This is a genomic window from Vibrio sp. 10N.261.51.A4 (assembly GCF_041471945.1).
Lineage (GTDB): Bacteria > Pseudomonadota > Gammaproteobacteria > Enterobacterales > Vibrionaceae > Vibrio > Vibrio crassostreae_C.
Map to the genome: position 1 here is coordinate 52,291 of NZ_JBFRPJ010000031.1, position 22,551 is coordinate 74,841.

Annotated in this window: 17 protein-coding genes, 9 tRNA genes and 1 pseudogene; 9 read left to right on the forward strand and 18 right to left on the reverse strand. The window is 43.1% G+C overall.

The features are described 5' to 3' along the window. The first annotated feature begins 244 nt into the window (after positions 1–244). Entirely contained in the window at positions 245–1,549 is a 1,305-nt protein-coding gene (locus AB4384_RS08035) for a dicarboxylate/amino acid:cation symporter (protein WP_017062553.1), read from the forward strand. 184 nt (positions 1,550–1,733) lie between these two features. Here the strand turns inward: AB4384_RS08035 and AB4384_RS08040 are convergent, their stop codons facing one another. From AB4384_RS08040 to AB4384_RS08050, 3 genes are all read right to left on the reverse strand, one after another. Beyond that, entirely contained in the window at positions 1,734–3,119 is a 1,386-nt protein-coding gene (locus AB4384_RS08040) for a histidine kinase sensor domain-containing protein (RefSeq protein ID WP_372129293.1), read from the reverse strand. Further along, on the reverse strand, positions 3,116–3,781 hold the full coding sequence (locus AB4384_RS08045) for a response regulator transcription factor (protein WP_017062555.1): 666 nt from the start codon (positions 3,779–3,781) through the stop codon (positions 3,116–3,118). Before AB4384_RS08045 ends, AB4384_RS08040 begins: the two co-directional genes overlap by 4 nt. An 80-nt stretch (positions 3,782–3,861) precedes the next feature. Further along, the gene (locus tag AB4384_RS08050) at positions 3,862–4,335 is read right to left on the reverse strand and encodes an NYN domain-containing protein (protein WP_010429860.1); all 474 of its coding nucleotides are present in this window, start codon (positions 4,333–4,335) and stop codon (positions 3,862–3,864) included. A gap of 303 nt (positions 4,336–4,638) precedes the next feature. On the opposite strand from AB4384_RS08050, the gene AB4384_RS08055 reads away from it, so the two are divergent. Further along, a complete protein-coding gene (locus AB4384_RS08055; RefSeq protein WP_050546503.1) occupies positions 4,639–5,136 on the forward strand; it encodes a DUF4174 domain-containing protein in 498 nt (165 codons plus the stop codon). Between the two features lie 51 nt (positions 5,137–5,187). Here the strand turns inward: AB4384_RS08055 and cobA are convergent, their stop codons facing one another. The 9 genes from cobA to AB4384_RS08100 form a co-directional block, all read right to left on the reverse strand. Then, positions 5,188–5,964, reverse strand: a complete 777-nt coding sequence (gene cobA / locus AB4384_RS08060; protein WP_017066845.1) for a uroporphyrinogen-III C-methyltransferase — start codon at positions 5,962–5,964, stop codon at positions 5,188–5,190. 328 nt (positions 5,965–6,292) lie between these two features. Then, the gene (locus tag AB4384_RS08065; protein WP_017062558.1) at positions 6,293–7,108 is read right to left on the reverse strand and encodes a formate/nitrite transporter family protein; all 816 of its coding nucleotides are present in this window, start codon (positions 7,106–7,108) and stop codon (positions 6,293–6,295) included. 123 nt (positions 7,109–7,231) lie between these two features. Next, positions 7,232–7,555, reverse strand: a complete 324-nt coding sequence (nirD, locus tag AB4384_RS08070) for a nitrite reductase small subunit NirD (protein ID WP_372072930.1) — start codon at positions 7,553–7,555, stop codon at positions 7,232–7,234. A gap of 14 nt (positions 7,556–7,569) precedes the next feature. Next, positions 7,570–10,143 (reverse strand): nitrite reductase large subunit NirB, encoded by a 2,574-nt coding sequence (gene nirB / locus AB4384_RS08075; RefSeq protein WP_017071488.1) that lies wholly within the window; start codon positions 10,141–10,143, stop codon positions 7,570–7,572. Between the two features lie 616 nt (positions 10,144–10,759). Beyond that, positions 10,760–10,833 (reverse strand) — tRNA-Cys (locus AB4384_RS08080). Positions 10,834–10,897: 64 nt separating this feature from the next. After that, positions 10,898–10,984: transfer RNA gene (locus AB4384_RS08085), tRNA-Leu, on the reverse strand. Between the two features lie 80 nt (positions 10,985–11,064). Further along, a tRNA-Gly gene (locus tag AB4384_RS08090) sits at positions 11,065–11,140 on the reverse strand. A gap of 46 nt (positions 11,141–11,186) precedes the next feature. Continuing rightward, positions 11,187–11,260 (reverse strand) — tRNA-Cys (locus tag AB4384_RS08095). Positions 11,261–11,327: 67 nt separating this feature from the next. Then, positions 11,328–11,414: transfer RNA gene (locus tag AB4384_RS08100), tRNA-Leu, on the reverse strand. A gap of 349 nt (positions 11,415–11,763) precedes the next feature. Between AB4384_RS08100 and AB4384_RS08105 the strand changes: the two genes are divergently transcribed. Beyond that, a complete protein-coding gene (locus AB4384_RS08105) occupies positions 11,764–12,552 on the forward strand; it encodes a lipase family protein (protein ID WP_017064543.1) in 789 nt (262 codons plus the stop codon). 75 nt (positions 12,553–12,627) lie between these two features. Here AB4384_RS08105 and AB4384_RS08110 read toward each other — a convergent pair. The 6 genes from AB4384_RS08110 to AB4384_RS08135 form a co-directional block, all read right to left on the reverse strand. Beyond that, positions 12,628–12,701 (reverse strand) — tRNA-Cys (locus AB4384_RS08110). Positions 12,702–12,765: 64 nt separating this feature from the next. After that, positions 12,766–12,852 (reverse strand) — tRNA-Leu (locus AB4384_RS08115). Between the two features lie 80 nt (positions 12,853–12,932). Further along, positions 12,933–13,008, reverse strand: a tRNA-Gly gene (locus AB4384_RS08120). A gap of 46 nt (positions 13,009–13,054) precedes the next feature. Next, positions 13,055–13,128 (reverse strand) — tRNA-Cys (locus AB4384_RS08125). 200 nt (positions 13,129–13,328) lie between these two features. Continuing rightward, entirely contained in the window at positions 13,329–14,774 is a 1,446-nt protein-coding gene (gene viaA, locus AB4384_RS08130; protein ID WP_017064542.1) for an ATPase RavA stimulator ViaA, read from the reverse strand. Positions 14,775–14,785: 11 nt separating this feature from the next. After that, positions 14,786–16,441, reverse strand: coding sequence for an ATPase RavA domain-containing protein (locus tag AB4384_RS08135; RefSeq protein WP_017067123.1), 1,656 nt, complete (start codon positions 16,439–16,441; stop codon positions 14,786–14,788). 288 nt (positions 16,442–16,729) lie between these two features. On the opposite strand from AB4384_RS08135, the gene AB4384_RS08140 reads away from it, so the two are divergent. The 6 genes and pseudogenes from AB4384_RS08140 to AB4384_RS08165 all read left to right on the forward strand — a co-directional run bounded on the left by AB4384_RS08140 (position 16,730) and on the right by AB4384_RS08165 (position 22,402). Beyond that, on the forward strand, positions 16,730–17,245 hold the full coding sequence (locus AB4384_RS08140; protein WP_017062564.1) for an NUDIX hydrolase: 516 nt from the start codon (positions 16,730–16,732) through the stop codon (positions 17,243–17,245). A gap of 39 nt (positions 17,246–17,284) precedes the next feature. Further along, positions 17,285–18,289, forward strand: a complete 1,005-nt coding sequence (gene ltaE, locus AB4384_RS08145; RefSeq protein WP_017070585.1) for a low-specificity L-threonine aldolase — start codon at positions 17,285–17,287, stop codon at positions 18,287–18,289. An 88-nt stretch (positions 18,290–18,377) separates the two neighbouring features. Next, positions 18,378–18,692, forward strand: a complete 315-nt coding sequence (locus AB4384_RS08150) for a cytochrome c (RefSeq protein ID WP_017069125.1) — start codon at positions 18,378–18,380, stop codon at positions 18,690–18,692. 83 nt (positions 18,693–18,775) lie between these two features. After that, positions 18,776–18,895 (forward strand): annotated as a pseudogene (locus AB4384_RS08155) (ribosome biogenesis GTPase YlqF); the annotation flags it as partial. A 182-nt stretch (positions 18,896–19,077) separates the two neighbouring features. Next, positions 19,078–20,295, forward strand: coding sequence for a tyrosine-type recombinase/integrase (locus tag AB4384_RS08160; protein ID WP_372129295.1), 1,218 nt, complete (start codon positions 19,078–19,080; stop codon positions 20,293–20,295). A gap of 79 nt (positions 20,296–20,374) precedes the next feature. Next, the gene (locus tag AB4384_RS08165) at positions 20,375–22,402 is read left to right on the forward strand and encodes a DNA phosphorothioation-associated putative methyltransferase (protein WP_372129297.1); all 2,028 of its coding nucleotides are present in this window, start codon (positions 20,375–20,377) and stop codon (positions 22,400–22,402) included. The last annotated feature ends 149 nt before the right edge of the window (positions 22,403–22,551 follow it).

Consider the following 22,551-nt stretch of genomic DNA (forward strand, 5'->3'; position numbering starts at 1 on the left):
AGAAAATCATCTCTTCTTATTTACTACCTTTGAAACGACAAATTTATGTATAAAACCCTCGATAGATGTAAATTAATAGTGAATTATTTTGTTTTTATTTGTTTAATTTACACAATTATCAGTGATTTTGATCACATCTATAATTCCAAACTCATTTTTTGTTTTTCGAATTGATTATCCGACTGCTAATCTCCTGCTCACTTTGAAAAGGTATCAAAGTTATAAATAATAAGGAGTGTTCTAAATGAATACCAAGAAACCTATGTCTCTGACTGGTCGAGTAATCCTCGGTATGGTCGTAGGTATATTAACGGGATTCGCCATTCAATCCCTTTTTGCAGACAACGGATTTGTTAACAACTACATCGTTAACGGACTCTTTGAAGTGGGCGGACAAATCTTTGTCGCCAGTTTAAAAATGCTTGTTGTGCCTCTAGTCTTCGTTTCACTAGTGTGCGGTACAAGTTCTCTTAAAGACTTATCAACTCTTGGCCGTATGGGTGGCAAAACGCTTGCACTTTATATCGGTACTACTGCCGTTGCCATCACTCTAGCATTAACTATCGGTAACCTGTTCCAACCTGGAGCTGGTGCGGATCTTACTGCTGCGAGCTCTTTCAAATCAGCGGATGCCCCTTCTCTGGGCCAAGTAATCATCGACATGTTCCCAACCAACCCTATTCAGGCGATGGCTGAGGGCAAAACGTTACAAGTTATCGTATTTGCAGTGTTGTTTGGTATCGCAATCAGTGCAGCGGGCAAACCCGGTGAACGTATCGCTGCAGTTTTCTCTGATCTAAACGAAGTGATCATGAAGCTAGTTGCGCTACTAATGAACCTTGCTCCTTACGGCGTATTCTTCTTGATGGCGAAACTGTTCTCTGGCCTTGGCTTAGGTGCAATTTGGAACCTAGCAGAATACTTCTTAGTGCTTGCTGGTACCCTGCTGTTGCATGGCTTGGTGACTTACAGTGCGATGCTTAAAGGATTCACAGGTCTTAGTCCGATTACGTTCCTACGTAAGATGGAAGATGCAATCATGTTTGCATTCTCAACAGCATCTTCGAACGCAACAATTCCAGTAACTATGGAAACGGCTAAGAACCGTATGGGCGTAGACAACAAAGTCGCTTCTTTCACAGTACCACTAGGTGCAACTGTGAACATGGACGGCACTGCAATCATGCAAGGTGTTGCGACGGCGTTTATCGCGCAAGCGTACAACATCGACCTTTCAATGGGTGATTACCTAATGGTTATCCTAACGGCGACACTGGCGTCTGTTGGTACTGCAGGTGTCCCTGGTGTTGGTCTTGTTATGCTAGCGATGGTATTGAACCAAGTTGGCCTGCCGCTTGAAGGTATTGCTCTAATCATGGGTGTTGACCGCCTTCTTGATATGATTCGTACCGCTGTAAACATCACAGGTGATAGTGCCGTATCTATCATCGTTGCTAAGTCTGAAGGCGCTCTAGACGAGTCTCGCTTCAACGACCCAGCAGCAGGTGAGAAAGAAGAAGAAGTTAAGCTAGCTCGCCAACAGGCATAGTCTCGCTTATCTTATGCTCTTGTCTTCAAGCTCAGGCGTAATTAATGGCTACGCCTAGCCCATACCAAAGCGCATAAAGAAAAACGCCACTGCAGATGCAGTGGCGTTTTTATTGGGTATCGCTTAAGTCAGTACTACTGAGTTGGGACAGTTATCAATTTAAGGTAATTATCAATAGGGAAAGCTAATCACCGATTGGGAACATCAAGTTCACTCTCAGCCCCCCACCTTCTCTATTCTCAGCAGTTACATGTCCATTCATCACACCCATCGCTTCTTTAACAATCGCAAGGCCCAGACCGTAGCCACCAGACCGTTTGTCTCTTGCTGATTCAATACGAGTAAACGGGTCGAATATACCTGCAATCTTGTTATCAGGAATACCATCACCGTCATCTTCTACAGATATTACACTGTAACGTCTATCCATTACCTGTTCGTATGTCGTCACGACCACATGAGCGTTCTCACCCGCGTATTTAATGGCATTCCCGACCAAGTTACCAATGACTCGAAGCAGTAGCCTCTCATCAACGTTCACCATTGATATCGGCGTCCCTAGGAAACCAATCAAAGTTTGATTCGGTTTTAAATCGTTTTGCATCTGCGCGATCAACATTGAACAATAGTGCTCAAGGTGCATTAAACTTAACTTGGAGTCATAGCGAGAGGTTTCTAAGCGGCTAAATTCAAGTATCTCACCCACCAGCTTATTCATCTCTTCTGTTTCATTTTCCATTCGTTCTAGCAAACCAATGCTTTTATCATCAACCTTGCTGCGCAGCAGGTGTAGTGCGAGGTTTTGCCTTGCTAATGGTGTTCTTAACTCGTGTGAGACATCACGAATCAAACAACGTTGCTTTTCAGCCAGAGATTTAATCTCAAAGGTCATATAATCAAAATCGTGTGCAAGCTCGTTGAATTCACGCGTGGTGGAGTTCAACTCCGACACCACACTGACCGTGAAGTCACCTTGAGCCAGTCTGCGGCTCGCTTCTCTCAATCTATCCAACGGTTGCTGAAGGCTTTTGGCCATGATAATCGAGAACAGAGACAATACGACCAATGCAATCAATGCTTTAAGCATATAGGAATATGGCGCAAAAGATTTTGCGGGATGAAACTGGTGCGGTAGTTGGATAACCAGTGTTTTACCGTTATCCAGTGGTAGGCCGAAGATCGGCTTACTCACACGATCACTAAGTTGGTGATCTAACGTTCTTAAGTATTTGAGCTTAAATTCAAAATGTGGGTGCATGTGACGATGTGTGATCGGACGATTGTCTTTATCAATGACGAACAGATAATACTGCTGAGCATTACCCCAGTCCGCGAGTTCATCCATGTCCCCTTCTTCGATCAACACATTCGCTTGGTAAGCAAGGTCGAGCATTTCCGCTTTTACCGATTCTGGGACTTTAAGCAGCGCTTTCATCAAGGCTCTTTCAGCGACACCTTGCAGGATCAAAATACTCACCAAAATGACGGTCAGGTAACTGAACAGTTGGAAAGTGAGTCCGTCTTTACGCTTAGCAATAAAATCAGGGCAACGCAGCAGTTTTTTACTCATGCTCCGACCGACTCTAGGTAACTGTAACCTTTACCACGAACGGTTTTTATATGTTGTTTAGACAAACCTGCCTGAACGAGCTTTCTACGTATATTGCTGATATGCATATCTAAATTACGATCGAAGGGACACAATTCTTTCTTGAGTACATGGATTTGCAGATCAGATTTTGAGACGACAATACCGTCATTTTTGACCAAATAATCAAGCAAGTCTTTTTCAGTGCCAGTTAATGGCAAACGAGAGAGTTGTTCACACAAGCCGTGATTAGAGGAAGCTAAAGATTGTCTCTGACGCTCAAAGCCCACTCGGCGTAAAATCACCTTTATACGAGTCAGGAGCTCAGGAACATTGAAAGGTTTGGCGATGTACTGGTCGGCGCCCGCTTGGTAGCCATCAAGCATTGAAGCGTCGTCATTAAGCGCGGTCAACATAAGAATGGGAGTAGCAAAACGCTGACAAATGCGTCTTGCCACTTGAATACCGCTTAGGTTCGGAAGCATTACATCGAGTAGAACCAAATCGACAGGGTGAGATTGAATAAACTCAAGCGCGGATTCACCGCAATGAACAGTATCAACGTGATACCCCTCATTTTCTAACACTTCACCCAGTAATTCACACAATTGAATATCATCATCAACAACTAAAACGCGAGACATTACACATACCGATAAATAAGAACTGTTTGCATTCTAATTATCGTTATTATTGATTTCAATTATAAAGTGCCCGATTTCCTCTATAGAAGAAAATCTTTTTCAATCGGTACAAATTTTGATGCAGAATCGATAAGATTTTGAGCAGTTAACCCGGGAACACCATACACTTCAACAGGCTTGCCAAAGCGCTCTTTGATTCGCTCTACAAGGATTTCGAAATCACCGTCTCCTGATACCAAAACAATCGTATCAACCGTCTCAGCAAGTTCTATCGCGTCTAACGCAATACCCACATCCCAATCGCCTTTTGCACTGCCATCTCGACGCTGAATAAACGGCTTTAACTTCACATTAAAGCCCACACCACGAAGGATATGATGAAATTGACGCTGCTTTGGATCTTGGCTTGAGATTGCGTAAGCATTAGCTGCAATAACGTTACGCCCTTCCGTGGCAACATACCAAAACTGGTTATAGTCGAAGTTAGAACGGTATTTGTCGCGCGTCGTGTAGTAAACGTTCTGAACGTCGACCAAAATTGCTATGTTTTCCATAAATTCATACCTTTAGATTTTCCGTATACCCTATTCTATTCAATTGTAAAATGCGAGTCGCTTTACTCAATAAAAATGAACCTGCCAGCTATCGTTAACGTAAAGCTAAGTGTCTTTACGTAATCCTAACTATGCTTATTGTAAGTGGATTTGTTTTGAGCGTTTCTTAGGTGGTTCTGATCTTCACCTTCTTCTTTACGTAGCGTTCAAATCGTACTCAGGCTTAGAGTTTTTAAAGGGAGGTTGGCAATGCTGCACCGACAAACACACAATTCGATCGTAAGCATCGACACAACCAAAGCGATGCAAACTTTAAATCAACCATCAAACTCTGGTAGCTGGTTTAGTTTGCTTAAACTACTGACCATCAGCACGGTAATAATCATGAGCTTAACCATCAATTCAGTACTCGCCTACCCCGCTTATTCTCACTCAAAGCCTTTGCCACACCGCAGTGTGATTTATTTCGCTCCAAAGGAAGATTCAATCGTTAAAGAGTTTCTGAATGAAGTGTTGCTCAATAACTGTCAATTGGACGAACGAGATGTCGTCATTATGGTTATTGCTGAGAGTGGTTACACAGTCCCAACTTGGTTAGAAGAAGAGTTTAACTTAGAAGCAGTCACCAGTATTTACGAGATCCCGAAAGGATCACATACCGCTGTTTTGATTGGTAAAGACGGGAAAGAGAAGCACCGATGGAGTGGCAAAACAGATTGGAAACAGATCACCAATATCATTGACGAAATGCCGATGCGCCAACAAGAAATGCAGCGACAAGGCAGCCGCTGCAGTATTTGATTCTTGATGGACTCAGTAGTGGCTTAGAGATCCAATTAGAAGGTCAAACGATCAAGCTTGTTTGTTAAACCAAGCAAGTTTTTCATGGAGCTGAGCCACGCTGCCTACAACAATCAGCGCTGGGCTCTTTGCGACGCTCGCAAGGTCAGCTAAATCACGTAACCCACCTCTAAACACCTTTTGTTCTTGGCGTGTACCGTTTTCGATGATCGCAACTGGCATGTCAGCTCGCATACCATTATCGAGTAGATTCTTCTGAATGTTCGGACTCTCTTTCAAGCCCATGTAAAACACGATGGTATGGTTGTGCTGAGCAAGAGATTGCCAGTCAATATCTTCACCATCTTTCTTCAAGTGACCTGTAATAAACTGCACGCTTTGTGCATGATCACGGTGCGTCAACGGAATGCCCGCATAAGCCGTTGCTCCGGCAGCAGCTGTGATGCCCGGAATCACTTCAAATCTCACGTCATTCTCAGCTAACGTTTCACACTCTTCACCACCACGACCAAAGATAAACGAGTCACCACCTTTTAGACGCACTACGTGTTTGTTCTCTTGAGCTTTGGTCACTAATAGTTGGTTGATCTGATCTTGCGGTACGCAGTGATGATCGAGCTTTTTGCCCACATACAACATTTCCGCTTCTGGATTAGCCATCGCCAAAATATCTTTTGATACCAAACGGTCATAAACCAACACGTCTGCTTGTTGAATCACTCGTGCCGCTTTTAACGTAAGTAAGTCTGGGTCGCCCGGACCTGCACCTACTAATGAAACAAATCCTGTGTTTCCTGTTTTAACATTCGATGGCGATACTTCTGACATGCTTTGCTCCGAAAGTTAGCTTGTTATATTTCAAGCTTAATTCTGTATGACGATTCATCGTTGTATGAATCACCAATATCCCTACTTCTTAGACTATCAGTTGTTGCCATAAAACTTTACGATTAATTCTAATCAAGATAGAAGTTTATATAACAAAACAATCTATTACGTTGGAAAACCCTGACATTTGCACCATCATCAAGCACACATTGCTCGCCTTAGGTGCACGGTTATCAAAGTAGAGAGTGTTAAGATCAAAAAAGCCCCAAATCAACAGCTTGGGGCTTAACACACATTATTAGTTGCTCATTAACCTAGAACTATCTAATTACTTAGCGCCTAGAGAAGGAGCTGTTTTAGCATGAGTTAGGTATAGAGGAACACACGTCATTAATAGACCACCAACGATGTTACCTAGGATTGTTGGGATAAGGTTGAAGTTCAACCATGTCGCGATACCAAAATCAGCGCCAAGAATCATACCTAGTGGGAATAGGAACATGTTTACCACTGTGTGCTCAAATACGAGTGCGAAGAAGATGAAGATTGGGAACCACATCATTGCTACACGGCCAGATACTGTGCGTGCAGTCATGTTGCCAATCACACCTAGACATACCATAAGGTTACAGAAGATACCGCGTACGAAACACGTGATCCATCCGTCCATACCCATGTTTTCAAAACCTAGGCTACGACCTGTAGAAACAGCAATGAACTTTTGAGCAACAGCGTTTGGTTCTAAAGAGAAGTTACCCGTTAGTGATACTGCAACAAGGAAAGCAACAATCAAAGAACCGATAAGGTTACCAAGACCAACAATACCCCAACAACGTAGGATACGACCCCAAGTAATACCTGGGCGGTTGTCGAATTTCGCTAAAGGTGCAAGGCCGAATACGCCAGTTACTAGGTCATAACCCATTACACTTAGAATGACGAAGCCAACTGGGAACACAAGTGCGCCAACAAGGCCAATACCGGTTTGAACCATTGCTGTAATAGCAACAACAACCGCTAGAGAAAGGATGATACCAGCCATAGTGCTTCGAATCAGAAGATCGCGAGTACTTGTTTTCGTTTTCGCTTCACCCACATCAATCATCGTTTGAACGAATTCAGCTGGTTTGTAATCAGGAGACATAAGGTTGTCCTTAAAAAGTTTAAATTAAAAGTTAAAATTGGATAGGAAAAGGCTCTAGTTGCCGAGTTAAGGCAATATCGAGAACTAGAACCCTTGAACTATCAAATCTTACTCATCCGAAGATTAAGCAGAGATTTCTACAGCGCCTTTGGCAACACGAGCTTTGTACGCTTTCACGTTGAAGTTCTCGTCTTCCATGCACACACCTGTTGCTAGGTTAAAGCGTTGCTTCTTAAGTGGGCTTGCTACCCAAAGCTCTTCTTTGTGCTCAACAATCAAACCACGTGATAGCACGTTAGATTGGAAGTATGGGTCTGTGTTGCTAATCGCGAATACTTCTTCAGCCTCAGTTGGGCGGAATACAGCTACTTGCTCACCACCAACCAACGCACAAACACCTGTACCTGGGATAATGTCTTCGATCTTACAAACTTTGGTAAATGCCATGATGTCGTCTCCCCTTAAACAGATTCTACGTGAATGATGTCGCCCTGATGCTTTGAAGTAATGGCTTCAGGGTGTTTCTCAGTGAATGTCGCAGGACGGTGTTGTTCACGGCCATCATCAACAAACACAACGTTTTCATCACGGTCATCAGCATTGATGAAGTGTGCAAAGCGTTTAAGTTGAGCTTCATCGTTGATAGTGTCTGTCCACTCACAAGCAAAGTTATCTACTAGGCCAGCAATGTCAGTTTCAAGTTGGTCATTGATACCAAGCTTGTTGTCTACAATCACTTCACGTAGGTAATCAACACCACCTTCTAGGTTGTCCATCCATACCGAAGTACGTTGTAGTGGCGCAGCCGTGCGGATGTAGAACATCATGAAACGATCGATGTATTTGATCAGCGTTTCTTGGTCTAGGTCGCTTGCCAGTAAGTCTGCGTGGCGAGGCTTCATACCACCGTTACCACACACATACATGTTCCAACCAGCGTCTGTTGCGATAATACCTAAATCTTTACCTTGAGCTTCAGCACACTCACGAGTACAGCCCGACACACCGAACTTCATCTTATGAGGAGTACGGATGCCTTTGTATCGGTTCTCGATCATCACGCCTAGGCCAACTGAATCTTGAACGCCGTAGCGACACCAAGTCGAACCTACACATGTCTTAGCCATACGAAGTGCTTTTGCGTAAGCTTGACCCGTTTCGTAACCCGCAGCGATTAACTTCTTCCAGATAGCTGGTAAGTCATCTTTCTGAGCACCGAACAGGCCGATACGTTGTGCACCAGTGATCTTGGTGTACAGGTTGTATTCTGCAGCAACATCAGCAAGTACGCTTAGTGCTTGAGGTGTTACTTCACCACCCGCCATACGAGGGATTACAGAGTAAGTACCGTCTTTTTGCATGTTACCTAGGAAGTTGTCGTTGGTATCGTGCAGCTTCACTAATTCAGGCTTAAGGATGTGTTCACCCCAGCAAGAAGCAAGGATAGAACCTGCTAGAGGCTTACATACTTCACAGCCGTAGCCTTTACCGTATTTCTCTAATAGCTCATCGAACGTTTTGATTTCTTCGATGCGAATTAGGTGGAAAAGCTCTTGGCGAGAGTATGCAAAGTGCTCACACACGTCGTTCTTCACTTCAACACCAGCTTTAGCAAGTTCAGCGTTTAGTACTGAAGTCACTAGTGGAATACAACCACCACAACCAGTACCTGCGCCTGTTACTGCTTTGATATCACCGATTGTGTGGTGACCTTCAGCAACCGCTTGAGCGATCTTGCCTTTAGTCACATCGAAACAAGAACAGATAACAGCAGACTCAGGAAGAGAATCCGCGCCAAGTGTTGGCTTTTCAGCACCAGCATGAGCAGGAAGAATCAATGCATCTGGGTGTTCTGGTAGGTCGATTTCGTTCAGCATAAGCTGTAGAAGATCACCGTAGTCAGACGTGTCGCCAACCATTACTGCACCAAGCAGCTTCTTGTTGTCTTCAGAAACGATTAGACGCTTGTAAACTTCTTGTTCTTCGTTTTGGTAAACGTAGCTCTTACAGCCAGGAGTACGACCGTTCGCATCGCCGATAGAGCCTACTTTCACGCCCAAAAGCTTAAGCTTCGCAGACATGTCAGCACCTTCAAATGTGCTTTCGTTACCAACAACGTGGTCAACCGCTACCGTTGCCATTTTGTAACCAGGAGCCACTAGGCCGTAGAACGTTTGGTTCCAAGACGCACACTCACCGATTGCGTAGATGTCTTTGTCTGTCGTTTGACAGTGATCATTAATCTCGATACCGCCACGTGGTGCAATACCCAGCCCCATTTGACGAGCAAGTTTGTCTTGTGGGCGAATACCAGCAGAGAATACGATGAAATCAGTTTCTAGCTCTGTACCGTCTGCAAAGCGCATTACGTTACGAGCTTCAGTGCCTTCAGGAGCAATCTCAAGCGTGTTCTTACTTGTATGTACGTTAACGCCCATACGTTCGATTTTTTGACGAAGTTGGTTACCACCCGCTTGGTCAAGCTGCTCAGCCATTAGCTTTGGAGCAAACTCAACAACGTGCGTGGTTACACCAAGAGCTTTTAGTGCGCCTGCAGCTTCAAGACCAAGCAAACCACCACCAACAACCACACCAGATTTAGAATTCTTAGCGGTTGCTTCGATAGCTTTCAAGTCTTCGATTGTGCGGTAAACGAAACAGTCTTTACCTTCGTTACCTTTGATTGGCGGAACGAATGGGTATGAACCTGTAGCAAGGATTAGCTTGTCGTATTGAATTTCACGACCAGTACTTGAGTAAACTGTTTTCTTTTCACGGTTAACGTTAATAGCACGCTCACCGATCAGCATGTTGATGCCGTGTTTCTCGTAGAAGCCTTCTTTAACTAAAGAAAGTTCGTCCGCAGTATGGTGTGAAAAGTAAGAAGAAAGGTGTACACGATCATAGGCTACGCGAGGCTCTTCACAGAAGACTGTGATGTCCATGTTAGCAACGTCTGTCTTCTCGACTAAATCTTCGATATAGCGATGGCCGACCATCCCGTTACCGATTACGACTAGCTTCATCTTGCTCATAAGAATTCCTGAAGGTTATATATTTCTTAACTGAGCGAATAATGAATTATGAAAGAAAATGAAAATATGATGTAAATCAATTACGAAATCGAACTACCCTAAAGGGGTAGGACAAAAGAGGTAGATCTGCTGATTTATCATACGAAGTAAACGAATAACCGTAGGTTTAATAAAGTTTAGCGGGGTTTTATATACACTTTCGTGCAGTAAATAAGATGTTGTAAAGTTTCACAATAGGTTAGCAGCAACACAAGTAAATGACAATCATTTTCACTTGTGGTCATAATAAGTGTAATAACTCATGAAAGCGTTACAGGATCATGAGCAACTATGTATAAATATGAAGAATTTAATGACGCAAAAGACAGTCGCCCTTTTCCATTCCCCACTCATTCCACTCACAAACGGCGCAATTGGTTAACAGATGCTGTTGGTTGTTTAGCAAATGATAGGTTTACATAAGGAAAAGACCGGCACAAAAGTGATCTGATATAGCTTGTTCCTAGTGGTGCTACTGATTAGAGAGCATACGTGGAAGTTTGAACATAGCATGAGGGTTTAGAATTTCAGATAGCAAAAAGGCCAGCATTTCTGCTGGCCTTTCAACTTTGAATAGTGGAGGCGCCTCCCGGAGTCGAACCGAGGTCCACGGATTTGCAATCCGCTGCATAGCCACTCTGCCAAGGCGCCTTCAATAGTGTTTTAAGAGAACAACTCTTTTGATTAATACCAAGCGAGGTAATAATCAAATAGATGGTGCCCCGGGCCGGACTTGAACCGGCACAACGCGAACGTCGAGGGATTTTAAATCCCTTGTGTCTACCAATTCCACCACCAGGGCACGCAATTCTTTATTGCGATGCCGATTACTGAAAAGTAAAACACCATCTTAATGTCGAAATGAATCAACACTACAAAATTTGGAGCGATACATCGGGTTCGAACCGATGACCTCAACCTTGGCAAGGTTGCGCTCTACCAACTGAGCTAGTATCGCATTTTCATTCTTATTATCTCTTAACTTATCAAACTAAGAGAAAGAATGGAGGCGCCTCCCGGAGTCGAACCGAGGTCCACGGATTTGCAATCCGCTGCATAGCCACTCTGCCAAGGCGCCTTTAATAGTGATTTAAGAGAACAACTCTTTGTTCATCACTCTACTCAAAATGTAGAAGCTAGATAGATGGTGCCCCGGGCCGGACTTGAACCGGCACAGCGCGAACGCCGAGGGATTTTAAATCCCTTGTGTCTACCAATTCCACCACCAGGGCAACGCAATCTTGCGAGGCCGATTACTGAAAAGTAAAAACACCATCTCTCAGCGACCTAAGCCGTGAGAACGAGGTGTACTTTAACGGAAGGAAAAAATTCGTCAACAATAAATTTTATCTTTTAATTCAAGTGATTAATTATCGAACTCAAAAGAATAAATTTAGTGCAGCTTGTACGGTTCTTATACTTGGATTTCTAATTTAAACGGACAAATCACTGACAACCATTGATTCAAATACCAATTGAATGCGGTGATTTTATTGTTTTAAACCAAGCAAATGGCGTTTTCATGTGCTTTTCACATTCAACGATTAGAGTTTGAAGTAACTCTTATTAAGAAGTAAACATGTGAAACCACTAAAACGATATCAATATGAGCGCTATGCCGTTCTTTGTAACCTCGCCTACCCTAGAGTTTTTAAGCAGACTCGCTATGGTTTTGACCCTAATGGACAACGCATCATCAAGAACCAGTTTGGTAAAACCATGATTAGAGTGTTGTGGAGTAGCGACAAAGATGAAGTGGTTGTGGTAATCAAAGGATCGCACAGTATCTCAGATTGGCTACTAACCTTTGCTCTATGGACCAGAAGCTGTAAGAGAATTGGGCTCAATTATCGTGTGCATGCGGGTTTCTACCATCTAATGTTTCAAGAGAGCCAGCCAAGTCGTAATGAAGATAAGCTTGGCTTAACCGTTATTGAGCGCTTGGAAGCCACGCTCACACCTCTCATCGAACAAGGAAAAAGAGTGTCTATTACTGGCCACTCTTCCGGAGGCGCTATCGGTTGTGTCTTCGCTGATTACTTTGATCAAAAGTACCCAGGCTGTATTAAACGAATAGTGACTTTTGGCCAACCCGCCATTGGTGATTGGAGCTTTCGAAAGCACTATCGCATGAGTAAGAAGACCTACCGAATTTGCTGTGACATCGACATCGTGACCTTCATGCCACCGGTTCCTTTGCTCTATTGGCATGTAGGTAAAGTGCTTTGGCTTTATAACGGACGAATCTATGAGAACACTCCTACATTAATCCGCCTTGGTCGCTCTATCTTTAGTTGGCTGATAAGACCTTTCTCTTACCACTTGATGAGCAAGTATATCCGTAACAAAGATTTCTTTGATAAGCATTGAAATGGGTACGTAGGAAGCTTTTAGCGGGGCCAGAAACGAAAAAACCAGTCACTAGGACTGGTTTTTTCTGAATTATGGAGGCGCCTCCCGGAGTCGAACCGAGGTCCACGGATTTGCAATCCGCTGCATAGCCACTCTGCCAAGGCGCCTTCAATAGTGTTTTAAGAGAACAACTCTTTTGATCAATACCAAGCGAGGTAATAATCAAATAGATGGTGCCCCGGGCCGGACTTGAACCGGCACAACGCGAACGTCGAGGGATTTTAAATCCCTTGTGTCTACCAATTCCACCACCAGGGCACGCAATTCTTTATTGCGATGCCGATTACTGAAAAGTAAAACACCATCTTAATGTCAAAATGAATCAACACTACAAAATTTGGAGCGATACATCGGGTTCGAACCGATGACCTCAACCTTGGCAAGGTTGCGCTCTACCAACTGAGCTAGTATCGCATTTTCATTCTTAATATCTCTTAACTTATCAAGCTAAGAAAAAGAATGGAGGCGCCTCCCGGAGTCGAACCGAGGTCCACGGATTTGCAATCCGCTGCATAGCCACTCTGCCAAGGCGCCTTTTTTAATTCAACACTTTAGGGACTTAAGTAAGCCGCACCGCTGTGTTCGGGTGCCTACTTTACGGATTGAGGGGAGATAGTCAAACAAAAAAGTTAATTTAAATTCCGTTTGCTGACATTTAAATCAAATTGCTGCATGTTCGATCTCTTTAATCAAAAAACACACAGCAAAATCGAGTTAAACAAGATGTTCTAGCGCTACCACTTCTTCATGAAACGACCGACAAGACTCGGATGATACGCCCAGCAGTGGTCAAACATAGTCATAAGTTGAGGGTTGCCATACTTAGAAAGACTAACCGCATGGAAACGGTTTTTGTGTTCTTTCAACTTTTCAACCTGAGCAATCATTTCGTCTGATTGTTTCGGCGCAATAAAGTCAGAAAGTACGATTAAATCGGCATTCTTGTATTTATCACCAGTCATTAGGTCAATCGACTTCATGAGAACAGGTTCCAAATCCGTACCGCCGTGGAATGAGTAACTTAAGAAGTCGCTCGCTTCACGTAGGCCATCTTGCCTTGTTAACTCATAGGTAATCTGCTCAGAAGAAAAAAGAATCACATAACAGTCTCTCTCTTCTGCAAGAGCAATTTGCATTAAGGCATAAGCCATTGCTTTAGCAGACTGCTCAGGGAAACCACTCATAGAACCCGAAGCGTCCACACAGACGATAAACGGGCCCTTTTCAATATCGATGTTCTTGCTATCTGGTTTTTGCGCCTTCACTTTGCGTAACGTGCGTGATTTACCTTGCGAGCGATAGCTCAGTAAACGCTTGTCGGCCAAGTGCTTGTAAAAGATAACCTCAAGTTCAGGATAAGCTAAGAACATGGTTTCGTTTGGCAGCATCTTGTTAAGGTCATCACTTTCATGAATCCCGACAATATCATCGACCGCTTCATCGCTTTTCTCTTCAACCACCTGCAATTCTTCTACAGGGGCTTTGTGTAGCGAAGGATCATCTTCCTCACCAGCCATACGGCCTAGCTTTTCAGCGATCTCTTGCAAGCCCTTGTGCTTATTCAAGAACTCAGCATGACGTTTCATGATGGTAAGGTCTGTTTTGCTTAATTTGGCAGAAGCCATGTCCCACAAGCGCCCTACACTGCCTTCATCACCCGACTCAGTCACTTTATCCATGTTTTTCATGGTTTCCATGCGCTGATAAAGATCGGCTAAGACTTTTTCTTTGCTTGTTTCAAGTTCAGTTACTTGAGCTTGTTTAATCGCATCAGAAAGTGATTGGTACCATTGGTCGCAAAAGTAGTGTGGAAACATCGCGTTATAAACACCCTTGTTGTTCTCCATAAGGCGTCGAGCTTGTAGATAAAACGCTGAGTGCCACTCCAGCTTTTTGATAACGCTGTCAATCTCATCAAAGAACTGAGGTTCATCCCAGTAAATCACTTCTTGGTAAAGGGCGATTTCCTCTTGGAATCGATCAGTTTCACACACCTTAGTAACGCGTTTTTTAACTTTACCGCGCCATTTAACTAAGTGGTTTTTCACTGATGTTTTCACACCTTTGTTCTCTGCAGCCATCATGACTTGAGAACGAGCGATGAGATCATTCATCGCGGTATCAATGATTCCGGAATCAGCTACCATCAAAGCGAGGTTTAAGCCGTCTGCTCCTAACATATGCTCTCCTCTTACTCGAAGTACTGGCTCATAAACTTAATACGCTGAGCGATCTTGGCACTCTTCACTTTCGTGGTTTCAAGATCTTGCGTTACCGATTGCAAACTTGCTTCCATCGCTTTTGGTAAATCAGGGTCAATATAGTTATGAGGTAATGCATCATGGAATTCAGTACGAACGCGTTTTAACTTGAATTCAGCTTCAGTTAACTGTTCTAAGGCTTTCTCAGCGCCACTCAACCACTTGTTGTACAGTTCTTGGTCTAAACCGTCAGTAGTAACCACACTCACCAATACAGAGCGATTGGCGATGTCTTTAATCACTAATTGGTTTGATGCATCCAAGTCGAGTTTTAAACGGCATAGGTTTTTATTTTCGTTTACGTAACCGTAAATATCACCGTGACCTTCTTTAAGAACACGATCAAAATCGTCTTTGGCTACGTATACCCAACGGCTATCGCCTTTCTCAGATTCAGAAACCGACATGTTGCTTTGCAGCATAACCAGTTTCACTAGATTGTAAGCACTGCCCACGCTGTACATTTTCGCGTTCTTGATGTCATTCTGGTAAACATCTTTACGCAACAAGCCACTGGTTGACTCCATAGAAAGTGACACCGACAACGTTGATTCAACATCGTCTTGAATCTCTTCTAACTCTTCACGAGACATTTCAATTTGAGCTTTCGACTCTTGTTGATCAAACGCTCGGTTCAATGCAAAGTCTTTCACCACGCTACGAACCACATCACGTGATTCTGGGCTATGCCACAAACAATCTTGCAGAAGCATAATATCCAGCGGGTTCACGCTATCGCGACCACTGAAGAACGCACTCGCTTTCAATAGTTTAACGGCCTTCTTCCAGCGTCTGTCTGATACATACAATTCTGACTCTGAAGCAGAGCCTTGCTTCTTAACCGTCTCTTCAAGCATGGTTTTTAGTTCAAACAACTTATCAAACGAATTGTCTGTCAGTTCCAGCTTATCGAGCTCTTTCTGCCATTGATGGTATTCAATGTCCGTAATCGCCAAACCTTTTGGAATTACCGCTTCTTGAGAAGTACCCGTCGTCAGCATCGATTTGAAGTTTTGTTTGTTTTGAATACGGTTCACGAACACGCGTACCAACATACGGTCATAAAGTGCTTCCAAGCCGCTGTCTTCATCTGGAAGTTCGTTGGATGCCGATACTAGTAGACGCATCGGTACACGTTCAATATCACTGCCGTTTTTGAAAGTCTTTTCGTTAACGACAGTAAGTAGCGTGTTTAGGATTGCAGGGCCGGCTTTCCAGATCTCATCGAGGAAGACGACTTGTGCAGTTGGTAGGTAGCCTTCGGTTAGTCTTACGTAACGACCGTTGTCTTTTAATTCTTGGATACTTAGTGGGCCGAACACTTCCTCGGGAGTAGAGAAACGAGTCATCAAATATTCGAAATAGCTGCTGTTATCAAAAGCCTGAATGAGACGTTTCGCGATAAGGCTTTTTGCGATGCCCGGAGGGCCTAATAGAAACACGCTTTCACCAGCCAAAGCAGCCAGTAAACAAAGCTTAATGGTGTCTTCTCTTTCGTAGACACCATCAGACAGAGCATGCGCTAATTTATTGATTCTTTCAGAGAGTAGCGCCTTGTCAGCATGTGAAGAAATAGAAGGGTTCATGCGTTACTCCGAAAATCTTTGAATAGTTGAGAGTGTAGAATTGTTTTTATACATTTGTTAGCACTTTGTTACAAGTGCATTTTATTATTGAGTTGCATTTATATCAGATGGTTACGTCGGTAATTTTGGCGCAATCATAGATTCCAATTATGAGAGTAACATCACGAACGGCGTGAAACTAAATCTAATACGAAACCTAATTTTTCTTTTATTTTCGACACCATAGACGTTATGGTGGTGCACGTCTTCCGTTATACGAAAAATTGGCAAGGAATGTGGCCAGACTGCATGAGTAAAGTTATCCATAAATGGAAAAGTATTTCTCTCATAGAGGAGAACGTGACGCTCCCTACGAACGTCGTGGTAAAACATACAACAATCAATCACCCTGGCGCGGCAGTTATTCTTCCTATCACTTCGTCTGGAAAAATCATCCTCATTAACCAGTTCCGCCCTTCTCTAAAGAAATGGCTTTTGGAACTACCCGCAGGCACGATGGAAATAGATGAGACACCTCTTCAATGTGCCCAACGCGAACTGGAAGAAGAAACAGGTTACAGTGCAACTTCTTTTCAAAGCTTGGGGCAAGTCACCCCTTTGGCTGGCTTCTGTGATGAGATACAACATCTGTTTGTCGCAAAAGACTTAAGCCTCACTACCCGCTTTGAATGCGATGACGATGAAGTAATAGAAGTGATCGAACTGAGTTTAGAAGAACTGCACGATAAAATACGACACGATCAAATCACTGATACCAAAACTATCGCTTGTTTAAGTAAAGCCCAACTATGTGGCCATCTATAGCCAATTATATGGCTACCTAAAGTACTCTAGGAGAGAAACATGGACTTTCGTTCTGATACCGTAACTAAACCTTCGCAAGCTATGCGTGACGCAATGGCAAACGCAGAAGTGGGCGATGATGTTTATGGCGATGACCCAACCGTCAACGAACTAGAACAGTGGGCAGCAAATGAGACAGGCTTTGAAGCGGCAATGTTTACCTCTTCAGGTACACAAGCCAACCTTCTTGGCTTAATGGCGCATTGTGAGCGTGGTGATGAATATCTGTGTGGCCAGCAGGCGCACAACTACAAATACGAAGCTGGCGGCGCTGCGGTCCTTGGTTCTATCCAACCTCAACCAATCGAGAATAACCCAGACGGTACTTTAGACTTTAAAAAGCTTGCCGCTGCGATTAAGCCCGACGACAGCCACTTTGCTCGTACCAAGCTTCTTAGTTTAGAAAACACGATCAATGGTAAAGTCCTGCCAATGTCTTATCTAGCGGAAGCACGTGAGTTCGTAAACCAACACGGCCTGCAAATGCACCTCGACGGCGCGCGCGTATACAATGCAGCAGTAGCACTGGATGTTCACATTAAAGAGATCGCACAACACTTCGATTCAATGACGATCTGTTTATCAAAAGGCTTAGGCGCGCCGATTGGCTCTCTACTTCTTGGTAGTAAAGAGTACATCGCTAAAGCACGCCGCCTACGTAAAATGGTCGGTGGCGGTATGCGCCAAGCAGGTATTCTTGCCGCAGCGGGAAAAATGGCTTTAACAGAGAACGTTACTCAACTTAAAGCTGACCACGAGAACGCAAAAAATCTAGCGATTGGTTTAAGCAAACTAGAAGGTTTTTCTGTTAACCCTGATTTCATTCAAACTAACATTGTGTTTGCTAAATTAGATGAGTCAGTAGATATCAACCGCATCGCACAAGAGTTAGGTGAACAAGGCATTACGATGTCACCAGGGAACCCTGTTCGATTTGTTACTCATAGAGATATCAGTTCAGAAGACATCGCTACTTTCCTAACTAAGTTGGAAAATGCGCTTTAAGCCATACTAAATGTTCACCCAGAACAAATAAGACTTGAGCTTCCTCTTAGGGGAAGCTTTATAATCATGTTTTTATCGGAGTAAAAACGTGCATTACCCAACCTTCGCTCTAATATTACTAGCTCTTTCCTCTAACCTTCATGCCTCTGATTTTGGCGACGCTGAACTAGGTAAAGTTAAATCACCAAGCTGCGTTTTTTGTCATAACCCTACCAGTCAATCGACTAATAACTCCTATCCTAAGCTTTCTGGCCAAGATCCAACCTATCTCTTTAATACAATGAAAGCGTATCAAACCGGAGATAGGCAGGGCGATTACGCGGATATGATGCGAGCGCAACTAAGTAAGCTTAACGATCAAGATTTGAAAGACATAGCGGCTTTTTACGCTTTACAAGATTAGCGGCTCCCACCTTCAATAGGTCAATCATCAGCTAAATAAACATCACCAAGTCGCCTATACTTCAAGCAAACTCACTGAGCTCATTGAAGGTCGGGATAGATATACCTTTACACGTATCATCCAACCCTTACAATGTGCAGCAAATATATTTATCAAGGTTTATCTCTATGTCTATTCAATGGTTTCCGGGGCACCTGAATCAAAATCCCACAACCACCCAATAAATACCAAAACCTTATAAATTACAACAACCTAAATGAATTCCACATCCCAGGTTATCCCAATAAATTCTGCTCCAATTCAACATTTTGGTACCCCACCTGGTACCCCACCAGATTAAATTACTATACAATGGTTTCCACAATCACTCCATGTAATCATTGTTATGGCCAAACGAATTACAGATACATTAATCAAAGCTCTCGTTATCAAAGACAAGGAATATACCTACACTGTTGAAGAGGGCCTACAACTTCGTATTCGACCTAAACGCTCCAGAGCAGGAACAGGAACGAAAGCCTGGCAGTTTAAATATCGTCACCCTGTAACGCGTAAAGTAACCAAAATTTCGATGGGGACCTATCCCTCTTTACGACTGGCAGCCGCCAAATTAGAAGCAGCAGAATATAGGAAGCAAATTGCCGAAGGTGTAGACCCTAAACGCCTTAAAGAAGATAAGAGAATTGAAGAGTTGCGTAAGCACAGTGATAACTTTCTTGCTGTTGCAACGATGTGGTTTGAAAGAAAGAGTAAATCGGTTAGTCCATTTCATGCAGAACGAACCTGGAGAACATTGGAAAAATACGTATTCGACCATTTAGGCGCACTTCCTATAAGTAAGATCAGTCGACGTGATGCTATTGAAACACTAAGGCCATTGGAAGCCGATGGTAAACTATCAACCATTAAAAGAATTTGCCAAAGCCTAAATCAAATAATGGAATACGCTGTAGCGAGCGATGTCATATCAGCTAATCCTCTAACAAAAATGATCAACTCATTTGAGAAACACCAAGTTGAAAACATGCCTACTATACGTCCCGAATTATTAGACGAATTTTTGTCTCGTTTAGAACAGAATGAGAACATTCAAGATAAAACCAAACTACTTCTTTTATGGCAATTACATACCATCGCCCGTCCAAAAGAAGCTGCTAGAACACGCTGGAAAGACATCGATTTAATAAAACAATGCTGGACCATACCTGCTGAGGAAATGAAACGTAGACGTGAACACAGAGTCCCTCTCACCAAACAAGCTATTAGTATTCTTGAAAAAATCAGGATTCAAAGTGGAGGTAAAGAATTCGTCTTCCCCGGAGAACGAAACCCAAAAAGCCACCTAAGTATCTTTACTGCTAACGCAGCATTAAAACGTAGTTTGGGCTTTAAAAATGAACTTGTAGCACATGGATTAAGAGCCATTGCCTCTACTGCTTTACATGAAAAAGGATTCGATACGCTTCACATTGAAGCTTGCCTGTCGCATATGGACAAAAATTCGACAAGAGCAAGCTATAACCGCTCTGATTTTTTCGAACAAAGGAAAGAAATCATGCGCTGGTGGAGTGAGTTTATAATGAAAGCGAATAGCAGCCACTAAACAACACGAGTGAGGAAGCCGGACATTCAATAATCTACAGCTTGTCATTAACTAATAAACATTAAAAAGAGCAACTAACATGGATGTGAATCAATTCTCTAAATTAGTGGCTGAGGTTAACATAGGCAAACAACTGCCCAATGCGATTTACCTCCATAAAGATGCATTCAGTGCGCTACCTAATGCACTGATACAGTTCATTTCTGCCGTAGCAAAAGCCGTTAACTTAGATGAAAAAGACTGGAACCTCGTTAAACTGTTTAAAAAAGAGTTCCGTTTATCTCTTCTCCACTACCCTAATTTTTATACTGATTCCTATCCCGCATTAGAACAAAGCCTCAATGTCGACCTCTCTAAACTAAGCCACAAAATTACAGGTTATCGCGAATCTGAAAACCCACCGATCTTACATAGAAAAGAGACCATGGTTTTACCAACGAGTGAATATTACGGACATTTCGTTTCACTCACACAAGAAGGCGAGAATGCAGGCCTGTTCGAAAACAGCCGTTTGATTGGTTTTAAACGTTCTTGGGAAAACCTAATAGCACGCAATGGTTATGAGCTTGTCGATGGTCGACTATTCCGATGCTCCTCTGTAACAACGCAAGAAGAAACTGGGATTGATAGGTACAGAACGGCCATCGTGCGTCATGAACTCTCCGCACCAATGAAAACTCTCGTTAAACATGGCTACTTAAAAGGCGAACACTCAATTTTCGATTATGGCTGTGGCCGCGGAGACGATTTAAGAGAGCTCGAAGCACATGGCCTCGACGCTCTGGGTTGGGATCCGAACTTTCAACCCGACAACGACAAATCCAGTTCTGATATCGTAAACATAGGGTTTGTTCTTAACGTAATAGAAGACCAAGATGACAGACTCGAAGCCCTACTAGACGCATGGGAGCTAGCAGACAAGTTTCTTGTGGTTTCTGTCATGCTGGCTAACGAAAACTACATTGCTCAGTTCAAACCTTATAAGGATGGGGTCATCACCTCTCGTAACACCTTCCAAAAATACTATGCGCAATCAGAGATCAAAGCGTACATAGAAAGAAGCCTACAAGAAGGTGCCATTACCGTCGCGCCTGGTATTTTTTATATCTTCAAAGACAAATTGGAAGAGCAACTGTACCTGCAAAGTAAATACAAACGCCACCACAAATGGCAGCAACTGACTTCGCCAGAACCTATTGAAGCAAAAGACAAAGCCAAACTGCTTATTACTCAACATCAAGACTTGTTTAATGACTTTTGGAACACCTGCTTAGAGTTAGGGCGTATTCCTGCCAATGATGAATTTGAACAATCTGACAAAATTCTTGAGTTAATAGGCTCACACAGAAAAACCTTCAACTTACTGCAAGAGATGTTTGATACCAAAAAATTTGAACAAGCAGAAAAGAGCCGAAAAGAAGATCTTCTCCTCTACTTTGCTATGGGACTGTTTGAGAAAAGAAAACCCTATACGCAGCAACCAGAACCCCTAAAGCGCGACATCAAAGCCTTGTTTGATGATTACAAAACCGCAATCAACCTGGCTGCGGAATTACTGTTTGCGATTGCCGACACCGACTTAATTCATCAGCAATGCGAGAAAGCACACGGCCAACTACCAGCAAGCCTGCTAAACGAAGGGCACTCACTGATCCTACATCGAGACCTTATCGATGATTTACCACTACTGCTACGAGTATACGTAGGTTCAGGGTTGCAAATGTATGGCGAACTAGGTGACGAAATTGACCTCATAAAGATTCACATCACATCAGGAAAACTCACCCTAGCCGCTTATGATACCTTTGAAAAGTCGGTGCCCTTTTTAACTGAGCGCATAAAAATCAAGATGGCAGAGCAAGACATCGACTTCTTCGATTACGTAAATGAACAGCGTAGGCCGCCACTACTCAACAAACACTTATACATGCAAACTGACGATAAGAAGTATAAAAAACAGAAAAGTTTTGACCAGCGTTTAGCGTTGCTAATGGATTATGATTCCAATAAAGAAGTGCAAATGAACAGAGCGGAGTTTGAAGCGCTGCTGGGTAAGCACAAGAAGCACATTAAAGGCTTCAATCTGGTAACGAAGAAACCTTCATAAAAATTAGGTAAAACATGGAAATCTCAATTACATCGCTGTAAAATACAACGCTAATTTTGGCATACTCATGTTATTTATCGCACAAAACCAGCCCTAACATAACAAACTCAAACTTTAGTTTGTCAAAAAATAACATACCGACTAATATG